This is a genomic window from Mycolicibacterium novocastrense (assembly GCF_001499835.1).
GTDB classification, from domain to species: Bacteria; Actinomycetota; Actinomycetes; order Mycobacteriales; family Mycobacteriaceae; genus Mycobacterium; species Mycobacterium novocastrense.
The window spans coordinates 1-17,923 of record NZ_LQIH01000011.1; the positions used below are offsets into that span (position 1 = coordinate 1).

10 protein-coding genes, 1 tRNA gene and 1 pseudogene are annotated in these 17,923 nt (G+C 67.2%); 11 read left to right on the top strand and 1 reads right to left on the bottom strand.

The annotated features are described in order from the left end of the window. A pseudogene (locus tag AU072_RS09755) lies at positions 1-364 on the top strand (hypothetical protein); the annotation flags it as partial. A gap of 42 nt (positions 365-406) precedes the next feature. Here the strand turns inward: AU072_RS09755 and AU072_RS09760 are convergent. Continuing rightward, positions 407-480: transfer RNA gene (locus tag AU072_RS09760), tRNA-Arg, on the bottom strand. Between the two features lie 119 nt (positions 481-599). Between AU072_RS09760 and AU072_RS09765 the strand changes: the two genes are divergently transcribed. From AU072_RS09765 to AU072_RS09810, 10 genes are all read left to right on the top strand, one after another. Beyond that, a complete protein-coding gene (locus AU072_RS09765; protein ID WP_064413603.1) occupies positions 600-2,084 on the top strand; it encodes a wax ester/triacylglycerol synthase family O-acyltransferase in 1,485 nt (494 codons plus the stop codon). Further along, entirely contained in the window at positions 2,081-3,748 is a 1,668-nt protein-coding gene (locus tag AU072_RS09770) for an HAD-IB family hydrolase/lysophospholipid acyltransferase family protein (protein WP_064413604.1), read from the top strand. The genes AU072_RS09765 and AU072_RS09770 overlap by 4 nt, the downstream gene beginning before the upstream one ends. Continuing rightward, the gene (locus tag AU072_RS09775; protein WP_064413605.1) at positions 3,745-6,090 is read left to right on the top strand and encodes a glycerol-3-phosphate 1-O-acyltransferase; all 2,346 of its coding nucleotides are present in this window, start codon (positions 3,745-3,747) and stop codon (positions 6,088-6,090) included. Before AU072_RS09770 ends, AU072_RS09775 begins: the two co-directional genes overlap by 4 nt. 70 nt (positions 6,091-6,160) lie before the next feature. Continuing rightward, positions 6,161-8,164: a bifunctional copper resistance protein CopD/cytochrome c oxidase assembly protein gene (locus AU072_RS09780; protein WP_064413606.1), complete on the top strand. Its 2,004-nt coding sequence runs from the start codon at positions 6,161-6,163 to the stop codon at positions 8,162-8,164. Positions 8,165-8,290: 126 nt separating this feature from the next. Further along, entirely contained in the window at positions 8,291-9,133 is an 843-nt protein-coding gene (locus tag AU072_RS09785) for a type IV toxin-antitoxin system AbiEi family antitoxin (protein ID WP_064413607.1), read from the top strand. A 241-nt stretch (positions 9,134-9,374) separates the two neighbouring features. Continuing rightward, positions 9,375-9,833, top strand: coding sequence for a single-stranded DNA-binding protein (ssb, locus tag AU072_RS09790; RefSeq protein ID WP_064413608.1), 459 nt, complete (start codon positions 9,375-9,377; stop codon positions 9,831-9,833). Positions 9,834-9,955: 122 nt separating this feature from the next. Beyond that, positions 9,956-11,629, top strand: coding sequence for an energy-dependent translational throttle protein EttA (gene ettA, locus AU072_RS09795; protein ID WP_064413609.1), 1,674 nt, complete (start codon positions 9,956-9,958; stop codon positions 11,627-11,629). Between the two features lie 160 nt (positions 11,630-11,789). Beyond that, positions 11,790-16,679 (top strand): NAD-glutamate dehydrogenase, encoded by a 4,890-nt coding sequence (locus AU072_RS09800; RefSeq protein ID WP_064413610.1) that lies wholly within the window; start codon positions 11,790-11,792, stop codon positions 16,677-16,679. Then, a complete protein-coding gene (locus AU072_RS09805) occupies positions 16,676-17,119 on the top strand; it encodes an acyl-CoA thioesterase (RefSeq protein WP_064413611.1) in 444 nt (147 codons plus the stop codon). Before AU072_RS09800 ends, AU072_RS09805 begins: the two co-directional genes overlap by 4 nt. Next, the gene (locus AU072_RS09810) at positions 17,116-17,775 is read left to right on the top strand and encodes a DUF8185 domain-containing protein (protein ID WP_064413612.1); all 660 of its coding nucleotides are present in this window, start codon (positions 17,116-17,118) and stop codon (positions 17,773-17,775) included. Before AU072_RS09805 ends, AU072_RS09810 begins: the two co-directional genes overlap by 4 nt. Positions 17,776-17,923 lie beyond the last annotated feature (148 nt).

Genomic DNA, 17,923 nt, shown 5'->3' on the forward strand with positions numbered 1-17,923 from the left:
CCATTGGCTCGTGCAGCGCACCGTCATCGACGTCATCGAGCCGATCGAGTTCCCGAACGAGATCTCGTTCAGCCGCCCCAAAGCCGACACAGCAACCCGCATCGACACCCACAACCGCGTCCGCACCGACCGCGTCGACCAAGCCGGAGCCATCACCCTGCGCGTCAACGGACGCCTCCACCACATCGGCATCGGCCGCCACCACTACCGAACCCGCGTCCTGATCCTCGCCCAGGACCACCACATCACCGTCATCAACGCCGCCACCGGAGAAGTCCTACGCAACTTCACCCTCGACCCCACCAGGGACTACCAACCCACCGGCGCCCCCAAAGGCCCCAAACGGAAAAAACCGCGGACCTAAAGTAGGTCCGCGGCTATTCCGATGTCTTGCGACATCACACAGCGCCCCCGGCAGGAATCGAACCTGCGACCTAGAGATTAGAAGGCTCTTGCTCTATCCAACTGAGCTACGGAGGCAACGTCACGAGAGTCTATCGCCTGGGCGTGCGAGCTCACGGATTAAAGCCGCCTCGCGCCCTCCTACCGCCGACTAGCGTGGTGGCCACACGATCACGAGCAGGAGGACGCGACGGCCCATGAGCGACGTGCCGGAACTCGATGCGGCGGGACTCCCTGAGGAACTCAGCCCACTCGACCAGATCCTGCACCGGGGCGAGGCGAATCCGCGTACCCGCTCGGGCATCATGACCGTCGAACTCCTGGACTGCGCACCGGATTGGGATACGTTCCGCGCCAAGTTCGACGCCGCCTCGCGCAAAGTGTTGCGGCTGCGGCAAAAGGTGGTGATGCCGACGCTGCCGACCGTGGCGCCCCGGTGGGTGGTGGACCCCGACTTCAACCTTGACTTCCACCTGCGGCGGGTGCGCGCCCCGCAACCGGGCACGTTCCGTCAGGTGCTCGACCTCGCCGAGGTCGCCGCGCAGTCACCGCTCGACATCTCCCGGCCGCTGTGGACGGCAACGCTCGTGGAGGGGCTGGCCGAGGACCGCGCCGCGATGGTCGTTCACCTCAGCCATGCGGTCACCGACGGTGTCGGGGGGGTCGAGATGTTCGCCAATCTCTATGACCTCGAGCGCGACCCGTCGCCACAACCCCTCCCGCCCCTTCCCATCCCGCAGGACCTGTCGCCCAACGACCTGATGCGGCAGGGGCTCATCCGGCTGCCCGGCACCATCGCGGGCCGCGTGCGCGGAGCGCTGTTCGGCGCCGCGCACGTCGCAACTGAGGTGATCCGCGACCCGATCTCTCGGCTCAGCGGTGCTGTCGGGTACGCCATGTCGGGTGCGCGGGTGATCGGCCCCGTCGCCGATCCGTCGCCGGTGCTGCGGCGCCGCAGCCTGTCGTCGCGCAGCGAAGCCATCGACATCGAGTTCGGCACCCTGCACCGGGCCGCCAAGGCGGCCGGCGGGTCCATCAACGACGCGTATCTGGCCGGCCTGTGCGGTGCGCTGCGGCTCTACCACGAAGCCAAGGGCGTGCCGGTCGAGACGTTGCCGATGGCGGTTCCGGTCAACCTCCGCTCCGATGCCGACCCGGCGGGCGGAAACCGATTCGCGGGCATCAATCTCGCCGCGCCGATCGGCCTGACAGACCCCGAGATTCGCATCCGCAACATCCGATCGCAGATGACCACCAAGCGTGAGGAACGCGCGATCGACATGGTCAGTGCCATCGCTCCGCTGGTCGGGCTGCTCCCCGACACGGCCCTCGAGTCGATGGCCGGCTCGATCGTGAACTCCGACGTCCAGGCCAGCAATGTCCCGGTGTACGCGGGCGACACCTACATCGCGGGAGCAAAAGTCCTGCGCCAGTACGGACTTGGCCCACTTCCAGGTGTGGCGATGATGGTGGTGCTGATCTCGCGCTCGGGGTACTGCACGATCACCACCCGCTACGACCGCGCGGCGATCACCGACCAGGAGTTGTGGGCCCGCTGCCTGCTGTCGGGTTTCGACGAGGTCCTCGCCCTCGGCGGCGACGGCCGGGCCGAACCCGCCTCGTTCACCGTCGACCCCGCCCCATCCACTGTCTCGTCATCGAATGGGAGTGCAGCGCAATGACTTCGCCTGACGGGCAGACCTCGCGGCGCACTATGCGCCTGCCAGGTTCGGTCGCCGAAATTCTGGCCAGCCCGGAGGGGCCCGAAGTCGGTGCGTTCTTCGATCTCGACGGCACCCTGGTCGCCGGCTTCACCGGTGTCGTGATGACACAGGACCGATTCCGTCGTCGTCAGATGTCAATGGGTGAGTTCATCGGCATGGTCCAGGCCGGCCTCAACCACCAACTGGGTCGGTCGGAGTTCGAGGATCTGATCGGCAAGGGTGCGCGCATGCTGCGCGGCAATTCGCTCGAAGACGTCGACGAACTCGCCGAGCGGTTGTTCGTCCAGAAGATCGTCGGCCGGATCTATCCCGAGATGCGCGAACTGGTGCGCGCGCACATGGCGCGCGGCCACACCGTCGTGCTCAGTTCGTCGGCGCTGACGGTGCAGGTCGAACCCGTCGCGCGGTTCCTCGGCATCTCGAACGTGTTGAGCAACAAGTTCGAGATCGACGAGCACGGATTGCTCACCGGGGAGGTGAAGCGCCCGATCATCTGGGGACCGGGCAAGGCCAGGGCTGTGCAGAAGTTCTCCGCAGAACACGGGGTCGACCTGTCGAAGAGCTACTTCTACGCCGACGGCGACGAGGACGTCGCGCTGATGTATCTGGTGGGCAATCCCCGCCCGACGAATCCGGGAGGCAAGCTCGCCGCGGTCGCCGCGAAGCGGGGGTGGCCGGTGCTGCGCTTTTCCAGTCGCAGTGGAGCGAGCCCGGCTTCGCAACTGCGCACCGCGGCGGGTATCGCGACCATGGGTCCCATCGCCGCCGGGGCACTCGGTCTGGGGCTGTTGACGCGGAGCAAGCGCAACGGCGTCAACTTCTTCACCGCGGCCTTCGGCCGGGCGTTGATGAGCACCCTCGGCATCAACATCAACGTGTTGGGCAGGGAGAACCTGACCAAGAAGCGCCCCGCGGTGTTCCTGTTCAATCACCGCAACCAGGCCGACCCGTTGATCGCCGGCCATTTGGTGGACACCAACTTCACGTCGGTGGGCAAGAAGGAGTTGGAGAAGGATCCGATCGTCGGCACCCTGGGCAAGATCATGGACGCCGCGTTCATCGACCGCGAGGACCCGCAGAAGGCGGTCGAGGGTTTGAAGAAGGTCGAGGAACTCGCGCGCAAGGGGCTGTCGATCCTGATCGCGCCGGAGGGCACCCGGTTGGACACGACCGAGGTGGGACCCTTCAAGAAGGGACCGTTCCGGATCGCGATGTCGGCCGGTATTCCGGTGGTGCCCATCGTGATTCGAAACGCGGAGGTGATCGCTGCCCGCGATTCGAGCACCTTCAATCCGGGCACGGTCGACGTCGTGGTCTATCCACCGATTCCGGTCGACGACTGGACACACGACAATCTCGGGGAGCGCATCGCCGAGGTGCGCCAGCTCTACCTCGACACCTTGGCGGACTGGCCGCACGACGAGTCGTCTCTGTCCGAGCTCTACGACCGTAACGTGCGTTCGACGGGCAAGCCCGCGAAGAAATCGGCGGCGAAGAAGGCGACCAAGAAAGCGACCAAATCCGCAGCCAAATCCGCCACGAAGTCCGCGACCAAGTCGGTGCGTAAGGCGCCCGCCACCAAGACGTCGGCGCCCAAATCCTCGGGGAAGGGTCGTTCGTGAAGCCGTCCGTCGACCAGTACACCCCGTTCACACCCACCGGCGACGCGCTGGTGCTGGCGTCGGCTTCCTCTGCGGCCGAACGTGATCTGCTCGACGACTGGCTCGAACGGCAACGGCGCGAGCACCCCGAGGCCAAGATCGACGTCCTGCTGTTGCCGTACGACGACCCGCCCGCCGGCGTCCTGGCTTCGCTCGTGTCGGAGCTCGAAGCGGGAGAAGACCGGTCCGTCGTGCCGGTGCGGGTGTTCTGGGTGCCCGGCGGGCTGCCCACCCGGTCCAAGGTAGTGGCCCTGATCTCCGGTCGCGACACCTACCGTCCCCCTGAGATCCTGCAGCGCCGCATCCTGCGCCGCGACCCTTCGCGGGCCCGTGTCGTCGCCGGTGAACCCGCGAAGGTCTCCGAACTGCGCCAGCAGTGGGCCGATACCACCGTCGCCGAAAACCCCCGGGAATTCGCGCGTTTCGTGATCCGCCGCGCGATCCTGGCGATCGAACGGGTCGAGTTGCGCCTGCTCGGCCCGGAGTACAAGTCGCCGCGGTTGATCAAACCGGAGTTGATGGCGTCGGCGCGTTTCCGCGAGGGGCTGGAAAAGATTCCGGGCGCGGACCTGGAGACCGCGGGGGAGATGCTCGACGAACTCTCCACCGGGTGGAGCCGGTTCTCGGTGGACCTGATTCCGTCGTTGGGTCGTGCGATCTTCAGCCGCGGCTTCGATCCGAACATCGACTACGACCGCGACGAGGTCGAGTTGATGCGCCGCAACCTGGAGAACCATCCGGCGGTCCTGTTGTTCTCGCACCGGTCCTATCTCGACGGGGTGATCGTGCCGGTCGCGATGCAGGAGAACCGTTTACCGCCGGTGCACACCTTCGCGGGCATCAACCTCTCGTTCGGCTTCATGGGGCCGTTGATGCGCCATTCGGGCGTGATCTTCCTCCGCCGCAAGCTCGACGATCCGCTCTACAAGTACGTGCTGCGGCAATTCGTCGGCTACATCGTGGAGAAGCGGTTCAACCTGAGCTGGTCGATCGAGGGCACCCGGTCGCGGACCGGAAAGATGTTGCCGCCCAAGCTCGGTCTGCTGGCCTACGTCGCCGACGCCTACCTCGACGGCCGCAGCGAGGACATCCTGTTGCAGCCCGTGTCGATCAGCTTCGACCAGCTGCACGAGACATCCGAATACGCCGCCTACGCCCGCGGCGGTGAGAAGACACCCGAAAGCCTGTCGTGGATGTACAACTTCATCAAGGCCCAAGGCGAGCGCAACTACGGCAAGATCTATGTCCGCTTTCCCGAGGCCGTCAGCATGCGCGAGTATCTCGGTGCGCCGCACGGGCCGATGACCACCGATGAGAACGCCAAACGGCTGGCCCTGCAGAAGATGGCGTTCGAAGTGTCGTGGCGGATCCTGCGGGCCACACCCGTCAACGCCACGGCGCTGGTGTCGGCGCTGTTGCTCACCACACGAGGAATCGCGTTGACGCTGAGCCAGATTCATCACACCCTGCAGCCGTCGCTGGACTACCTCGAGCGCAAGCAGACCCCGATGACCAACAGCGCGTTGAGGTTACGCACCCCGGACGGTGTGCGGGCCGCTCTCGACGCATTGTCCAACCGGCACCCCGTCACCTGCGTCGAGGGTGGGCGCGAGCCCGTTTGGCGCATCGCTCCCGAGGACGAACACGAAGCAGCCTTCTACCGCAACACGCTCATCGACGCATTCCTGGAGACCTCGTTGGTCGAGTTGGCGTTGGTACACGCCGGCCGCGCGGAGTCCGATCGGCTGGAGGCGTTCTGGTCGCAGGTGATGCGACTGCGCGACCTGCTGAAGTTCGACTTCTACTTCGCCGATTCGGCGGCGTTCCGTGACCATGTCGCCGAGGAACTGTCCTGGCAGAGCGGGTGGGAGGAGCAGGTGACGGCCGGTGAGCGGCGGGTCGAGGAACTGCTGCGGACCAAGTCGCCACTGTTGGCGGGCGCCATGCTGCGCCCGTTCTTCGAGGCGTACGAGATCGTCGCCGATGTGCTGCTCGACGCCCCCGCCGAGATCGACGAGAAGGACCTGACGAAGAAGGCGCTCGGGCTGGGCAACCAGTACGTCGCGCAGAGTCGGGTGCGCAGCAATGAGGCGGTGTCGGCGCTGCTGTTCGCGACCGCGCGCCAGGTCGCGGCCGACCAGGATCTGCTCGCGCCGACGCCCGATCTGGTCGAGCGGCGTACCGCGTTCCGCGACGAGTTGCGGGCCATCCTGCGCGATATGGACAAGGTCGAGCAGATCGCCCGCGAACGGTTCATCGCGCGCGAGATCGCTCGCCGTGCGGCGCGGCGGGAGTCGGCCTGACTCACGTTCGTCGGGCAGAGCGCGCGGAGCGTTTTGTTGGCGTGGTGCGAGCACGCCATACGCTGGTGGGATGACGACGACGGCATCGGGGGTGCGCACCAGCTCGGTGTGGCCGGTGCTCGTCGGGGTGGCGGTGCTGGCGGGGACGGTCGCCGCGGGTATCGGAGCTCTGTCGCTGGCCGACGCGTTGAGCGCGACCGGTCTGCCCGATCCCGGCCCACTCACCACCTACGGCGTGCCGTTCGTGCGGGCCGCCGGCGAGATCGCTGCCGTCATCGCCGTCGGGTCCTTCCTGTTCGCCGCATTCCTCACGCCGCCGCAAACCAACGGCGTGCTCGACGCCGGTGGATACCGTGCGCTGCGCCTGGGCACCGGCGCCTCGGCGGCGTGGACGGTGTGCGCCGCGCTGATGGTTCCGCTGACGGTGTCCGACGTCTCCGGTCAGCCGTTGAGCCAGACCCTGGACCCGGTGACCGTCTGGTCGGCGGCCGACCTCGTCGACATGGCCAGCGCGTGGCGGTGGACTGCGTTTCTCGCCGCGGCCGTCACGGTGGCCAGCCTTCCGGTGCTGCGCTGGTGCTGGACGCCGATCCTGCTCGCCGGGGCCCTGACGACGCTCATCCCGCTCGGGCTGGCGGGGCATTCGTCGACCGGCGGCGCCCACGACATGGCCACCAACAGCCTGCTGTTCCACCTCGTCGCCGGAGCGCTGTGGGCGGGCGGGCTCCTCGCCCTGCTGGTGCACGCGTTGCGGCGCGGCAAGCACGCCGATCTGGCCGCGCGGCGGTTCTCGGCGCTCGCGCTGTGGTGCTTCGTCATCATGGCCGTCAGCGGGGTGATCAACGCGCTCGTGCGCGTCGAACCGGCCGACCTGGTACGCACCGAGTACGGCTGGTTGGTCGTCGCCAAGGCCTGCGCATTGGCCCTGCTCGCGGTGATCGGCTGGTGGCAACGCCGCTCCGCGGTGGCCGCGCTGCAGGAAGACCCGGACGCCCGGGGTCCGCTGGTGCGTCTGGCGCTGCTCGAGGCGTTGCTGTTCGGGGCGACGTTCGGCATCGCGGTCGGGCTCGGGCGCACCCCTCCGCCTCCGCTGGCCGAACAGCCCAGCCCCGTCGAGGTGGCGATCGGATACGACCTCGCCGGCCCGCCCACCGTCGAGCGGATCCTGCTCGACTGGCGGTTCGACCTGATCTTCGGCACCGCCGCGATCGTCTTCGCGGTGGTCTACCTACTCGGTGTGCGGCGACTTCGCCGTCGCGGCGACGCGTGGCCGGTGGGCCGGACGCTGGGGTGGCTGTGCGGCTGCGCGGCCCTGCTGATCGCGACGTCGTCGGGGCTGGGCCGCTACATGCCGGCGATGTTCTCGATGCACATGCTCGCGCACATGATGCTGTCGATGCTGGTTCCGATCCTGCTGGTGCTCGGCGCCCCGATGACGCTGGCTCTGCGGGCGCTGCCGACCGCGGGCCGCGGCGAGCCGCCGGGACCGAGGGAGTGGCTGCTGGCCGCGTTGCACTCGCGGGTGTCGCGGTTCCTGACCCAGCCGATCATCGCGACGGTCATCTTCGTCGCCGGTTTCTACGGTTTGTACTTCGGCGGGCTGTTCGACGCTGCCGTTGACAAGCACGGCGCCCACGTGTTGATGAACCTGCACTTCCTGCTGAGCGGATACCTCTTCTACTGGGTGACGATCGGTATCGACCCGGCGCCGCGCCAGATTCCTCACCTGGGCAAGGTCGCGATGGTGTTCGCGTCGCTGCCCCTGCACGCGTTCTTCGGTGTGGTGCTGATGGGCACCAAATCCGTGCTGGGCGAGCCGTTCTACCGGTCGCTGCAGCTCAGTTGGCACACCGATCTGCTCGCCGATCAGCGCACCGGTGGCGGCATCGCCTGGGCGGCGGGTGAGGTCCCGCTCGTCGTGGTGATGCTCGCGCTGCTGATCCAATGGACGCGCAGCGATCAGCGCACGGCCAAACGGATCGACCGGGCCGCCGACCGCGACGACGATGCCGAGCTCGCCGCCTACAACGCGATGCTCGCCGAGCTCGCCCGCCGCGACGCCCGCGCCGAGTAAGGCCTCGCGCGCCGCACGACGTCCGCCAAGGCCGACGCTTTGGCTGGTTTCCGGCCGGCGGCACGACCATTGCGTCGGTTTCGAGGACTGTGGAGCGAGACCAGCGGTCGCGGGCGTCCAACCTGTGTGGAGATTCCGTTCATCGGCAGTGACGCCGTGGCCGCGGGCCACCTCACCCGAGCCCACCTGCGCAGTCACTATCGACCGCTGTACCGCGGCGTCTACGTCCCGCGCGGCCACCAGGCGTCGCTGCGCGAGAGGATCGTCGGCGTATCTCTCGGTTCGCCTTCGGCGGTGATCGCCGGGGTGGCCGCTTCCGCGATGCACGGGGCGAAATGGGTCGGCGACGACGTTCCGATCGAAATGATCGCGGCGGTCCGGCGCCAGCGCGGTCTGATCGTCCGCGACGAGACCTTGGACGAGGACGAGGTCACCGCGGTCGCCGGCATCCGGGTGACCACCCCGGCCCGGACCGCGTTCGACCTGGGTCGGCATCACCCGCGCGACCGGGCGGTCGCGCGCCTGGACGCGCTGATGAACGCGCGCCCGTTCGCGTTCGAGGACGTCGCGCTATTAGCGAAGCGGCATCGCGGTGTCCGTGGTCTGCGGCAGTTGCGGGCGGCGCTGCCGCTGGTCGACGGCGGTGCCGAGTCGCCGAGGGAGACATGGCTGCGGCTGCTGTTCATCGATTCCGGGCTACCTCGCCCGACCACACAAATCGTCGTGAAAGACGAGTGGGGCCGCTACGTCCGACGCATCGACATGTGTTGGGAGGACTTCAAAGTCGGCGCCGAATACGACGGCGAACAACACCTCACCAGCCGGCGGCAGTATGTCCTCGACGTTCGCGTCAACCGCGTGCTGCAGCGGCTCGGCTGGCACGTCATTCACGTCATCAAAGAAGACTGCGGGGCCGACATCGTCGAGCAGGCGCGAGACGCTCTGCTGTCGCGGGCCTGGCGCCCGTAGGTTCCGCGGACGCCTCGCTCGAAACCGACGCAATGGTCGATCGCAGGCCGGCAGACCAGCCAAAACGTCGGGCTCGGCGAGTGATGAAGGCGCTATCCCCAATGCCGCGTTCCTCCCCAGGGCCGCTCGGCGACTGAGCGCGCCGCGTTCCGGTGTCGGCGCCGCGGCGCTCAATGGCGGTGTCACCGACGCGCCACCGGGCCGTCGGCAGGGAAACGCAAGGAATCAAGAGGAGATCATCATGTTCGAGACACCGTTCACCATCGTCGGCAACATCGTCACCGACCCGATCCATCGACGGGTCGGGGATCAGGAGATGGTCCGCTTCCGGGTCGCCAGCAACTCGCGCCGCCGCACGGCCGAGGGAACATGGGAACCCGGGAATTCGTTGTTCGTCACGGTGAACTGCTGGGGGCGGGTGGTTGCCGGGGCCAGCGCGACGCTGGTCAAGGGCGATCCCGTCATCGTCGTCGGACACGTCTACACCAGCGAGTACGACGACCGTGACGGCAACCGACGCTCGTCGGTGGAAGTGCGCGCCACGTCGGTCGGGCCTGACCTGGCCCGGTGCTCGGCACGCATCGACCGGGGGCGGCAGCAGACCGAGCAGCGGTTCACCGACCCGGAAAACCAATCCGAAGACACCGGTGATGACGTCGACACGGAGCAGCCCGAGACGGCGCTGCCCCTGACCGCGTAGCGCGGGGACGCCGCCGGCGCAGGTCCTCGAGTAGCTCACTCGGCTGCGCCGGCGAGGCCACGCCTACGATGGTCCGCGAGCATCACCCGAGAGACTCGCAACTTTGAAAGGCACCCCACGGCATGGCCGAATTCATCTATTCGATGCGGAAGGTCCGCAAGGCGCACGGCGACAAGGTCATCCTCGACGACGTCAGCCTGAACTTCCTTCCGGGCGCGAAGATCGGCGTCGTCGGTCCCAACGGGGCCGGCAAGTCGAGCGTCTTGCGGATCATGGCCGGGCTGGACCAGCCGAACAACGGCGACGCGTTCCTGCAGCCCGGAGCGACTGTGGGCATCCTGCAGCAGGAACCGCCGCTCAACGAGGACAAGACCGTCCGCGAGAACGTCGAAGAGGGCGTGGCGATCAAGGAGAAGCTGAACCGCTACAACGAGGTCGCCGAGCTGATGGCCACCGACTACTCCGATGAGCTGATGGAGGAGATGGGCCGGCTGCAGGAGGAGCTCGACGCCGCCGACGCCTGGGACATCGACTCCCAGCTCGAGCAGGCGATGGACGCGCTGCGCTGCCCGCCGCCCGACGAGCCGGTCACCCATCTGTCCGGAGGCGAGCGCCGACGGGTCGCGTTGTGCAAGCTGCTGCTGTCCAAGCCCGACCTGCTGCTCCTCGACGAGCCCACCAACCACCTGGACGCCGAGAGCGTGCAGTGGCTCGAACAGCACCTCGCCGAGTACAAGGGCGCGATCCTCGCGGTCACCCACGACCGGTACTTCCTGGACAACGTGGCCGAGTGGATCCTCGAACTCGACCGCGGACGGGCTTATCCGTACGAGGGCAACTACTCGACGTATCTGGAGAAGAAGGCCGAGCGAGTCGCCGTGCAGGGACGCAAGGACGCCAAACTGCAGAAGCGTCTGCAGGACGAGCTCGCCTGGGTCCGCTCGGGCGCCAAGGCGCGGCAAGCCAAGAGCAAGGCCCGCCTGCAGCGCTACGAGGAGATGGCCGCAGAGGCGGAGAAGACCCGCAAGCTCGACTTCGAGGAGATCCAGATCCCGACGCCGCCCCGGCTGGGCAACGTCGTCGTCGAGGTCGAGCACCTCGACAAGGGCTTCGGCGGGCGCACCTTGATCAAGGACCTGTCGTTCACGTTGCCGCGCAACGGCATTGTCGGGGTCATCGGTCCCAACGGTGTCGGCAAGACGACGCTGTTCAAGACCATCGTGGGCCTCGAGCAGCCCGACAGCGGCACGGTGAAGGTCGGCGAGACGGTCAAGTTGAGCTACGTCGACCAGAGCCGCGCGGGCATCGACCCGAAAAAGACGGTGTGGGAGGTCGTCTCCGACGGGCTGGACTACATCGAGGTCGGCCAGAACGAGATCCCGTCGCGGGCCTACGTCTCCGCGTTCGGCTTCAAGGGCCCGGATCAGCAGAAGCCGGCCGGTGTGTTGTCCGGCGGTGAACGCAACCGGCTCAACCTGGCGTTGACGCTCAAGGAGGGCGGCAACCTGATCCTGCTCGACGAGCCGACCAACGACCTGGACGTCGAAACGCTCTCGTCGCTGGAGAACGCGCTGGAGAGCTTCCCCGGCTGCGCCGTGGTGATCTCCCACGACCGGTGGTTCCTCGATCGCACCTGTACCCACATCCTGGCGTGGGAGGGCGACGAGGACAACGAGGCCAAGTGGTTCTGGTTCGAGGGCAACTTCGGTGCCTACGAGGAGAACAAGGTCGAACGGCTCGGCGCGGAGGCGGCCCGCCCGCACCGCGTGACGCATCGCAAGCTCACGCGCGACTGATCCGGCGGGGTAGCCGGATGACTGATCCGGCGGGGTAGCCGCAACGCCCGCCCGCGGGCTACTAGGGTCGTCTTCTGCGGACCGCGGAGCCGCTTCGCTCATCGGGGCTGGCGGTGACATCCAATGGCGGAGGTCCGCGCCTACAGTTCAGGAGCGTCGCATGTCGGGGAATCCGGGAGACGTCGGGAGATCAGCGGGCGCCGGGGTCGGCGTCACCGGGGCCAACGACTCTCCTGGACTCGACGACCAGACCGTGGCCCGACTCGCCCGCGCCTATCTGGAGACCTACCGCGGCCCGCACGCCGACGCGCCCGCCGCTGATTCCACGGTCACGATGCCCGTGACGGCGACGGCGCAGCAGGTCGTCACGCCGAACCTCATCACCGCGCATCACCGGCTCGGCCGGTTCCGCCCTTACGGCGACACCCGTGTCGAGGTGTACCGCGCCGACGACCCGGCCGGGTTCGGCCCGGCCCTGCAGATCGTCACCGACCACTCCGCGATGGTGATGGACTCGGTCACGGTACTGCTGCACCGTTTCGGTGTCGCCTACACCGCGATCATGAACCCGGTCCTGCGGGTGCACCGTGCGCGGGCGGGTGAACTGCTCGACGTCGCCCCGGCCGCGCAGGCCGGCGGGCACGACGGCGTGTTCGAGGCCTGGATTCACGTCCAGCTCGCGGCGACCGTCGATCCCAAGGCGCTGGCACAGGTGGCGCAGATGCTGCCGAGCGTTCTCGCCGATGCGCGTCACGTCGCCCTCGACGCCGAGGAGCTCTCCTCGACGATGCGCCGGTTGGCGCACGACCTGGCCACCGACACCCGCGCCAGGTTCCGCGGGCCCGACCGCGAGGACGTCGCCGCGCTGTTGCGATGGCTGGCCGATGGGCATTTCGTGCTGCTGGGCTACCAGCGCTGTTCGATACGGGACGGCCGATCCTCGGTCGACCCGTCCAGCCGGTTGGGGGCGCTTCGGCTGCGCCATGATGTGCTGCCGCCGCTGACCGACGACAACGACCTACTCGTGCTGGCGCAGGCCACGATCCCGAGCTACCTGCGTTACGGCGCGTATCCGCACATCGCGGTCGTGCGCGAACAACACGGTGCGACCGCGATCGAACACCGTTTCGTCGGCCTGTTCACGGTCGCGGCCATGAACGCCAATGTGCTTGAGATCCCGTTGGTTTCGCGCAGGGTTCACGAGGCGTTGTCGCTGTCCCGTAACGACCCCAGCCACCCGGGCCAACTGCTGCTGGACATCATTCAGACCATCCCGCGCCCGGAATTGTTCGCCCTGTCGGCGCAGAACGTGCTGGACATGGTGAAGGCCGTCGTCGACCTCGGCTCCCGCAGGCGCACGTTGCTGTTCATGCGCGCCGATTCACTCGCGCAGTTCGTCTCCTGCCTGGTGTACCTTCCGCGCGACCGCTACACCACCGCCGTGCGGTTGGAGATGCAGGACATCCTCGTGCGCGAACTTGGCGGGGTCAGCATCGAATACACCGCGCGAGTGAGCGAATCACCCTGGGCGGTAGTTCATTTCGCGGTGCGCATGCCCGAGGGCACCCGCGGCCGTGACATCGACACGTCCCCGGCCAACGAGTCGCGCATCCAGGATCTGCTCACCGAAGCGGCGCGCACCTGGGGAGACCGGTTGATCGGCGCGGTGAAGACGGGTTCGATCAGTCAGCGTACGGCGCAGCACTATTCCGCCGCCTTTTCCGAGGCCTACAAGCAGGCGGTCGAACCGCTCGACGCGATCGCCGACATCGCGGTCATCGAAGAGCTGCAAGCCGGTTCGATCCGACCGGTGCTCGCCGACCTCGAGGAGGGCACCGCGCAGCTCACCTTGTATCTGGGCGGGCACTCCGCGTCGCTGAGCGATCTGCTACCGATGCTGCAGTCGATGGGCGTCGTGGTTCTCGAAGAGAGACCGTTCAGCCTCGAACGGCCCGACGGGCTCGCGGTGTGGATCTATCAGTTCAAAATCTCACCGCACAAGTCGATCCCGCACATCGAGTCCGAATCCGAACGAGCCGAGACCGCCACGCGGTTCGCCGACGCGTTGACCGCGATCTGGCAGGGCCGCGCCGAGACCGACCGGTTCAACGAGTTGGTGATGCGGGCCGGGCTGAACTGGCAGCAGGTTTCGGTCCTGCGCAGCTATGCGAAGTATCTGCGGCAGGCGGGCTTTCCGTACAGCCAGTCGCACATCGAGGCCGTGGTCAACGACCACGCCAAGACCGCGCGCTCACTGGTCGAGTTGTTCGAGGCGCTGTTCTGTCCGTTCGAGGGCGAGCAGGACGACGCACCGAAGCGGCGTGACGCCCAGGCGGCCGCAGCGGCGGTGAGTGCTGACATCGACGCGCTGGTCAGCCTGGACACCGACCGGGTGTTGCGGGCGTTCGCGTCGATGATCCAAGCCACGCTGCGCACCAACTACTTCGTCGGGCGACAGGAGTCTGCAAGGCAGCAGGATGTGTTGTCGTTCAAGCTCGATCCCGGCCTGATCGACGAATTGCCGCTGCCGCGACCGAAATTCGAGATCTTCGTGTACTCGCCGCGGGTCGAGGGTGTGCACCTGCGGTTCGGCTATGTGGCGCGCGGAGGCCTGCGCTGGTCGGACCGCCGCGAGGACTTCCGCACCGAGATCCTCGGGCTGGTCAAGGCGCAGGCCGTCAAGAACGCGGTGATCGTACCCGTGGGCGCCAAGGGCGGTTTCGTCGTCAAGCAGCCGCCGACACCGACCGGAGACGCCACCGACGACCGCGAGGCTCAACGCGCCGAGGGTGTGTCATGCTACAAGCTGTTCATCGCCGGCCTGCTCGATGTGACCGACAACGTCGACAAGGGGTCCGGGCAGGTGGTTCCGCCGCCGGATGTGGTGCGGCGCGACGGCGACGACGCCTATCTCGTCGTCGCCGCCGACAAGGGCACCGCGACGTTCTCCGACATCGCCAACGAGGTCGCCAAGTCCTATGGCTTCTGGCTCGGTGACGCGTTCGCCTCGGGCGGTTCGGTGGGCTACGACCACAAGGCCATGGGCATCACCGCCAGGGGTGCGTGGGAATCGGTCAAGCGGCACTTCCGCGAGATGGGTGTCGACACCCAGTCCGAGGACTTCACCGTCGTCGGGGTCGGCGACATGAGCGGTGACGTGTTCGGCAACGGCATGTTGCTGTCCAAGCACATTCGGCTGTTGGCCGCCTTCGACCACCGGCACATCTTCATCGATCCCGATCCCGACGCCGCGCGTTCATGGGACGAGCGCAAGCGCCTGTTCGACCTGCCGCGGTCGAGCTGGGAGGACTATGACGCCTCGTTGATCAGCGAGGGCGGCGGCGTCTACAGCAGGGAGCACAAGTCGATTCAGATCAGCCCGCAGGCCCGTGCGGCGCTGGGCATCGACGACGGCGTCGACGAGTTGACGCCGCCCAACCTGATCAAGGCGATCCTGAAGGCGCCCGCCGACCTGTTGTTCAACGGCGGCATCGGCACCTACATCAAGGCCGAAACCGAATCCGACGCCGACGTCGGCGACCGCGCCAACGACCCGGTGCGGGTGAACGGAAACCAGTTGCGTGTCAAGGTGGTCGCTGAGGGCGGCAACCTCGGTGTGACCGCGCTTGGGCGCATCGAGTTCGACCTCGCCGGCGGCCGCATCAACACCGACGCGCTGGACAACTCGGCCGGTGTCGACTGCTCCGACCATGAGGTCAACATCAAGATCCTGATCGATTCGCTGGTCACCGCGGGCAAGGTCAGCCCCGAAGACCGCACCGAACTGCTGCTGTCGATGACCGACGAGGTCGGCCGGTTGGTGCTGCGGGACAACGAAGACCAGAACGATCTGATGGGCACCAGCCGCGCCAACGCGGCGAGCCTGCTGCCGGTGCACTCGCGCATGATCAAGGCCTTCGTCGCCGACCGTGGCCTGAACCGCGAACTCGAGGCCCTGCCGTCGGAGAAGGAGATCCACCGCCGCGCCGACGCCGGAATCGGTTTGACCTCACCAGAACTGGCGACGCTGATGGCTCACGTCAAACTCGCGCTGAAATCCGACGTGCTGGCCAGCGAGCTGCCCGACCAGGAGGCGTTCGCCTCCCGGCTGCCGTGGTACTTCCCCGAGAAGCTGCGTGAGCCGTTTGCCGCGGAGATCCGCTCGCACGAACTGCGCCGCGAGATCGTCACCACCATGCTGGTCAACGATCTCGTCGACACCAGCGGAATCACCTACGCCTACCGCATCAGCGAGGACGCCGGGGTCGGCCCGGTCGACGCCGTGCGCAGCTACGCCGCGGCCAACGCGATCTTCCGGATCAACGACCTCTGGCGGCAGATCCGGGCGGCGGGGGACAACGGCGTCTCGGTTGCGGTGACCGACCGGATGACGCTGGATCTGCGGCGGCTGGTCGACCGGGCCGGGCGCTGGTTGCTCAACTACCGTCCTCAGCCACTGGCCGTGGGCGCCGAGACCAACCGGTTCGCCGCCAAAGTGGCGGCGCTGACACCGCGGATGTCGGAGTGGCTGCGCGGCGACGACGAGGCCATTGTGACCAAGGAGGCCGACGACCTCGCTTCGCGCGGAGTCCCCAAGGAATTGGCCTACGAGCTCGCCACGGGGCTTTACCAGTTCAGCCTTCTCGACATCATCGACATCGGGGACATCGTGGAGCGCGAACCCGACGAGGTGGCCGACACCTACTTCGCGCTGATGAACTACCTCAACACCGACACCTTGCTCACCGCGGTGTCGCGGCTCGAACGCGATGACCGCTGGCATTCGTTGGCGCGCCTGGCGATTCGCGATGACATCTACGGATCGCTGCGGTCACTGTGTCTGGACGTGCTGGCGGTGGGCGAGCCCGACGAGACGGGTGAGGAGAAGATCGCCGAATGGGAGACCACGAACGGATCCCGGGTGGACCGCGCCCGCCGCACGCTCGACGAGATCCATGAAAGCGGCCAACACGACCTCGCGACGCTGTCGGTGGCGGCGCGTCAGATCCGCAGCATGACACGGAACAGTGGAACGGGGACTTCTCGATGACAGGCGCTGACGCCGCGCGCAACACTGGTGGAGCAGGGTTTGTCGCGCCGGTCCATGTGCGGTGGTCGGACATCGACATGTATCAGCACATCAACCACGCCACCATGGTGACGATCCTCGAGGAAGCTCGAATCCCGTTCCTGCGTGATCCGTTCGGCCCGGAGATCGAGACTATCGGCTTGCTCATCGCCGAGGTCAACATCACGTACAAGGCTCAACTGCGGCTGATCGATTCGCCGCTTCAGGTGACCATGTGGTCCAAGCGTGTGCGCTCGGTCGATTTCACAGTCGGCTACGAGGTGCGGTCGGTGGGAGCACCGCCCGACTCCAAGCCGGCGGTGATCGCCGACACCCAGTTGGCCGCCGTGGACATCAAAGAGCAGCGCCTGCACCGTCTTTCGCCGCAGCAAAAAGAGTACCTGCAGCGCTGGACACGATGACGCGATCCGAGCGGGGCCTCTGGCTGACCGACCTATCGCAGCGCGAAGACCTCGCGACGTTCGCAGAGCGGGCGTTGCGTCTCGACGAAGCCGCGGTCATCCGGTTGCGTCAACGATACGAGGATGTGCTGGTCGCCTGGGTCGCAACGGGATTCGATGTGTTGGCCAGCCGGGTGGTCGAGGGCCGGGTGAACCCGCCGGATCTGTGCGCGGGCGCCGACACGCTGGCCGCGGGTTTGCGGAGTGTGGACGGTACCGGCTTCGTCGAGCCCGGCTTCGCGCTGGATTCCGCCTGGCGCGGAGCGCTTCCGCCGGACTCCGGCTTCGTCCACCTCGACGATGTGCCCGCCCGCGTCGTGCTCGACCTGGCCCAGCGCGGCGGGGCGCTGGCCAAAGAGCATTCCAGCAGTCACGGTCCACCGGTGTCGCTGCTGGATCAAGAGGTTGTCGCGGTCAGCTCCCGCGACGACAGCGTCGGCATCCCGATGAGATGTGTATTCGCCTTGACGGCAATGGGTTTTCTGCCTCAATCGGGATCGGCGGTGGGCGCCGACGAGATCGTGCGGGTGCGGGTCACGGCGGCGTGGCTGCGCATCGACGCGCGGTTCGGTTCGGTGTACCGCCGCCGCGGCGACCCGGCCGTCGTCCTGCGCTGACTTTTTTGCCGCGTGGGCCCACGCGAAGCTGCGCGAGTGACCGTGTCTGTGCGCAACACGCCGCAGAATATCGTACAAATGCGGTCGCTCGCGGCCAGGGCTGGCAGGGCTACACCAGCCTCGCTCGCGGCAGGGCTGGCAGGGCTAC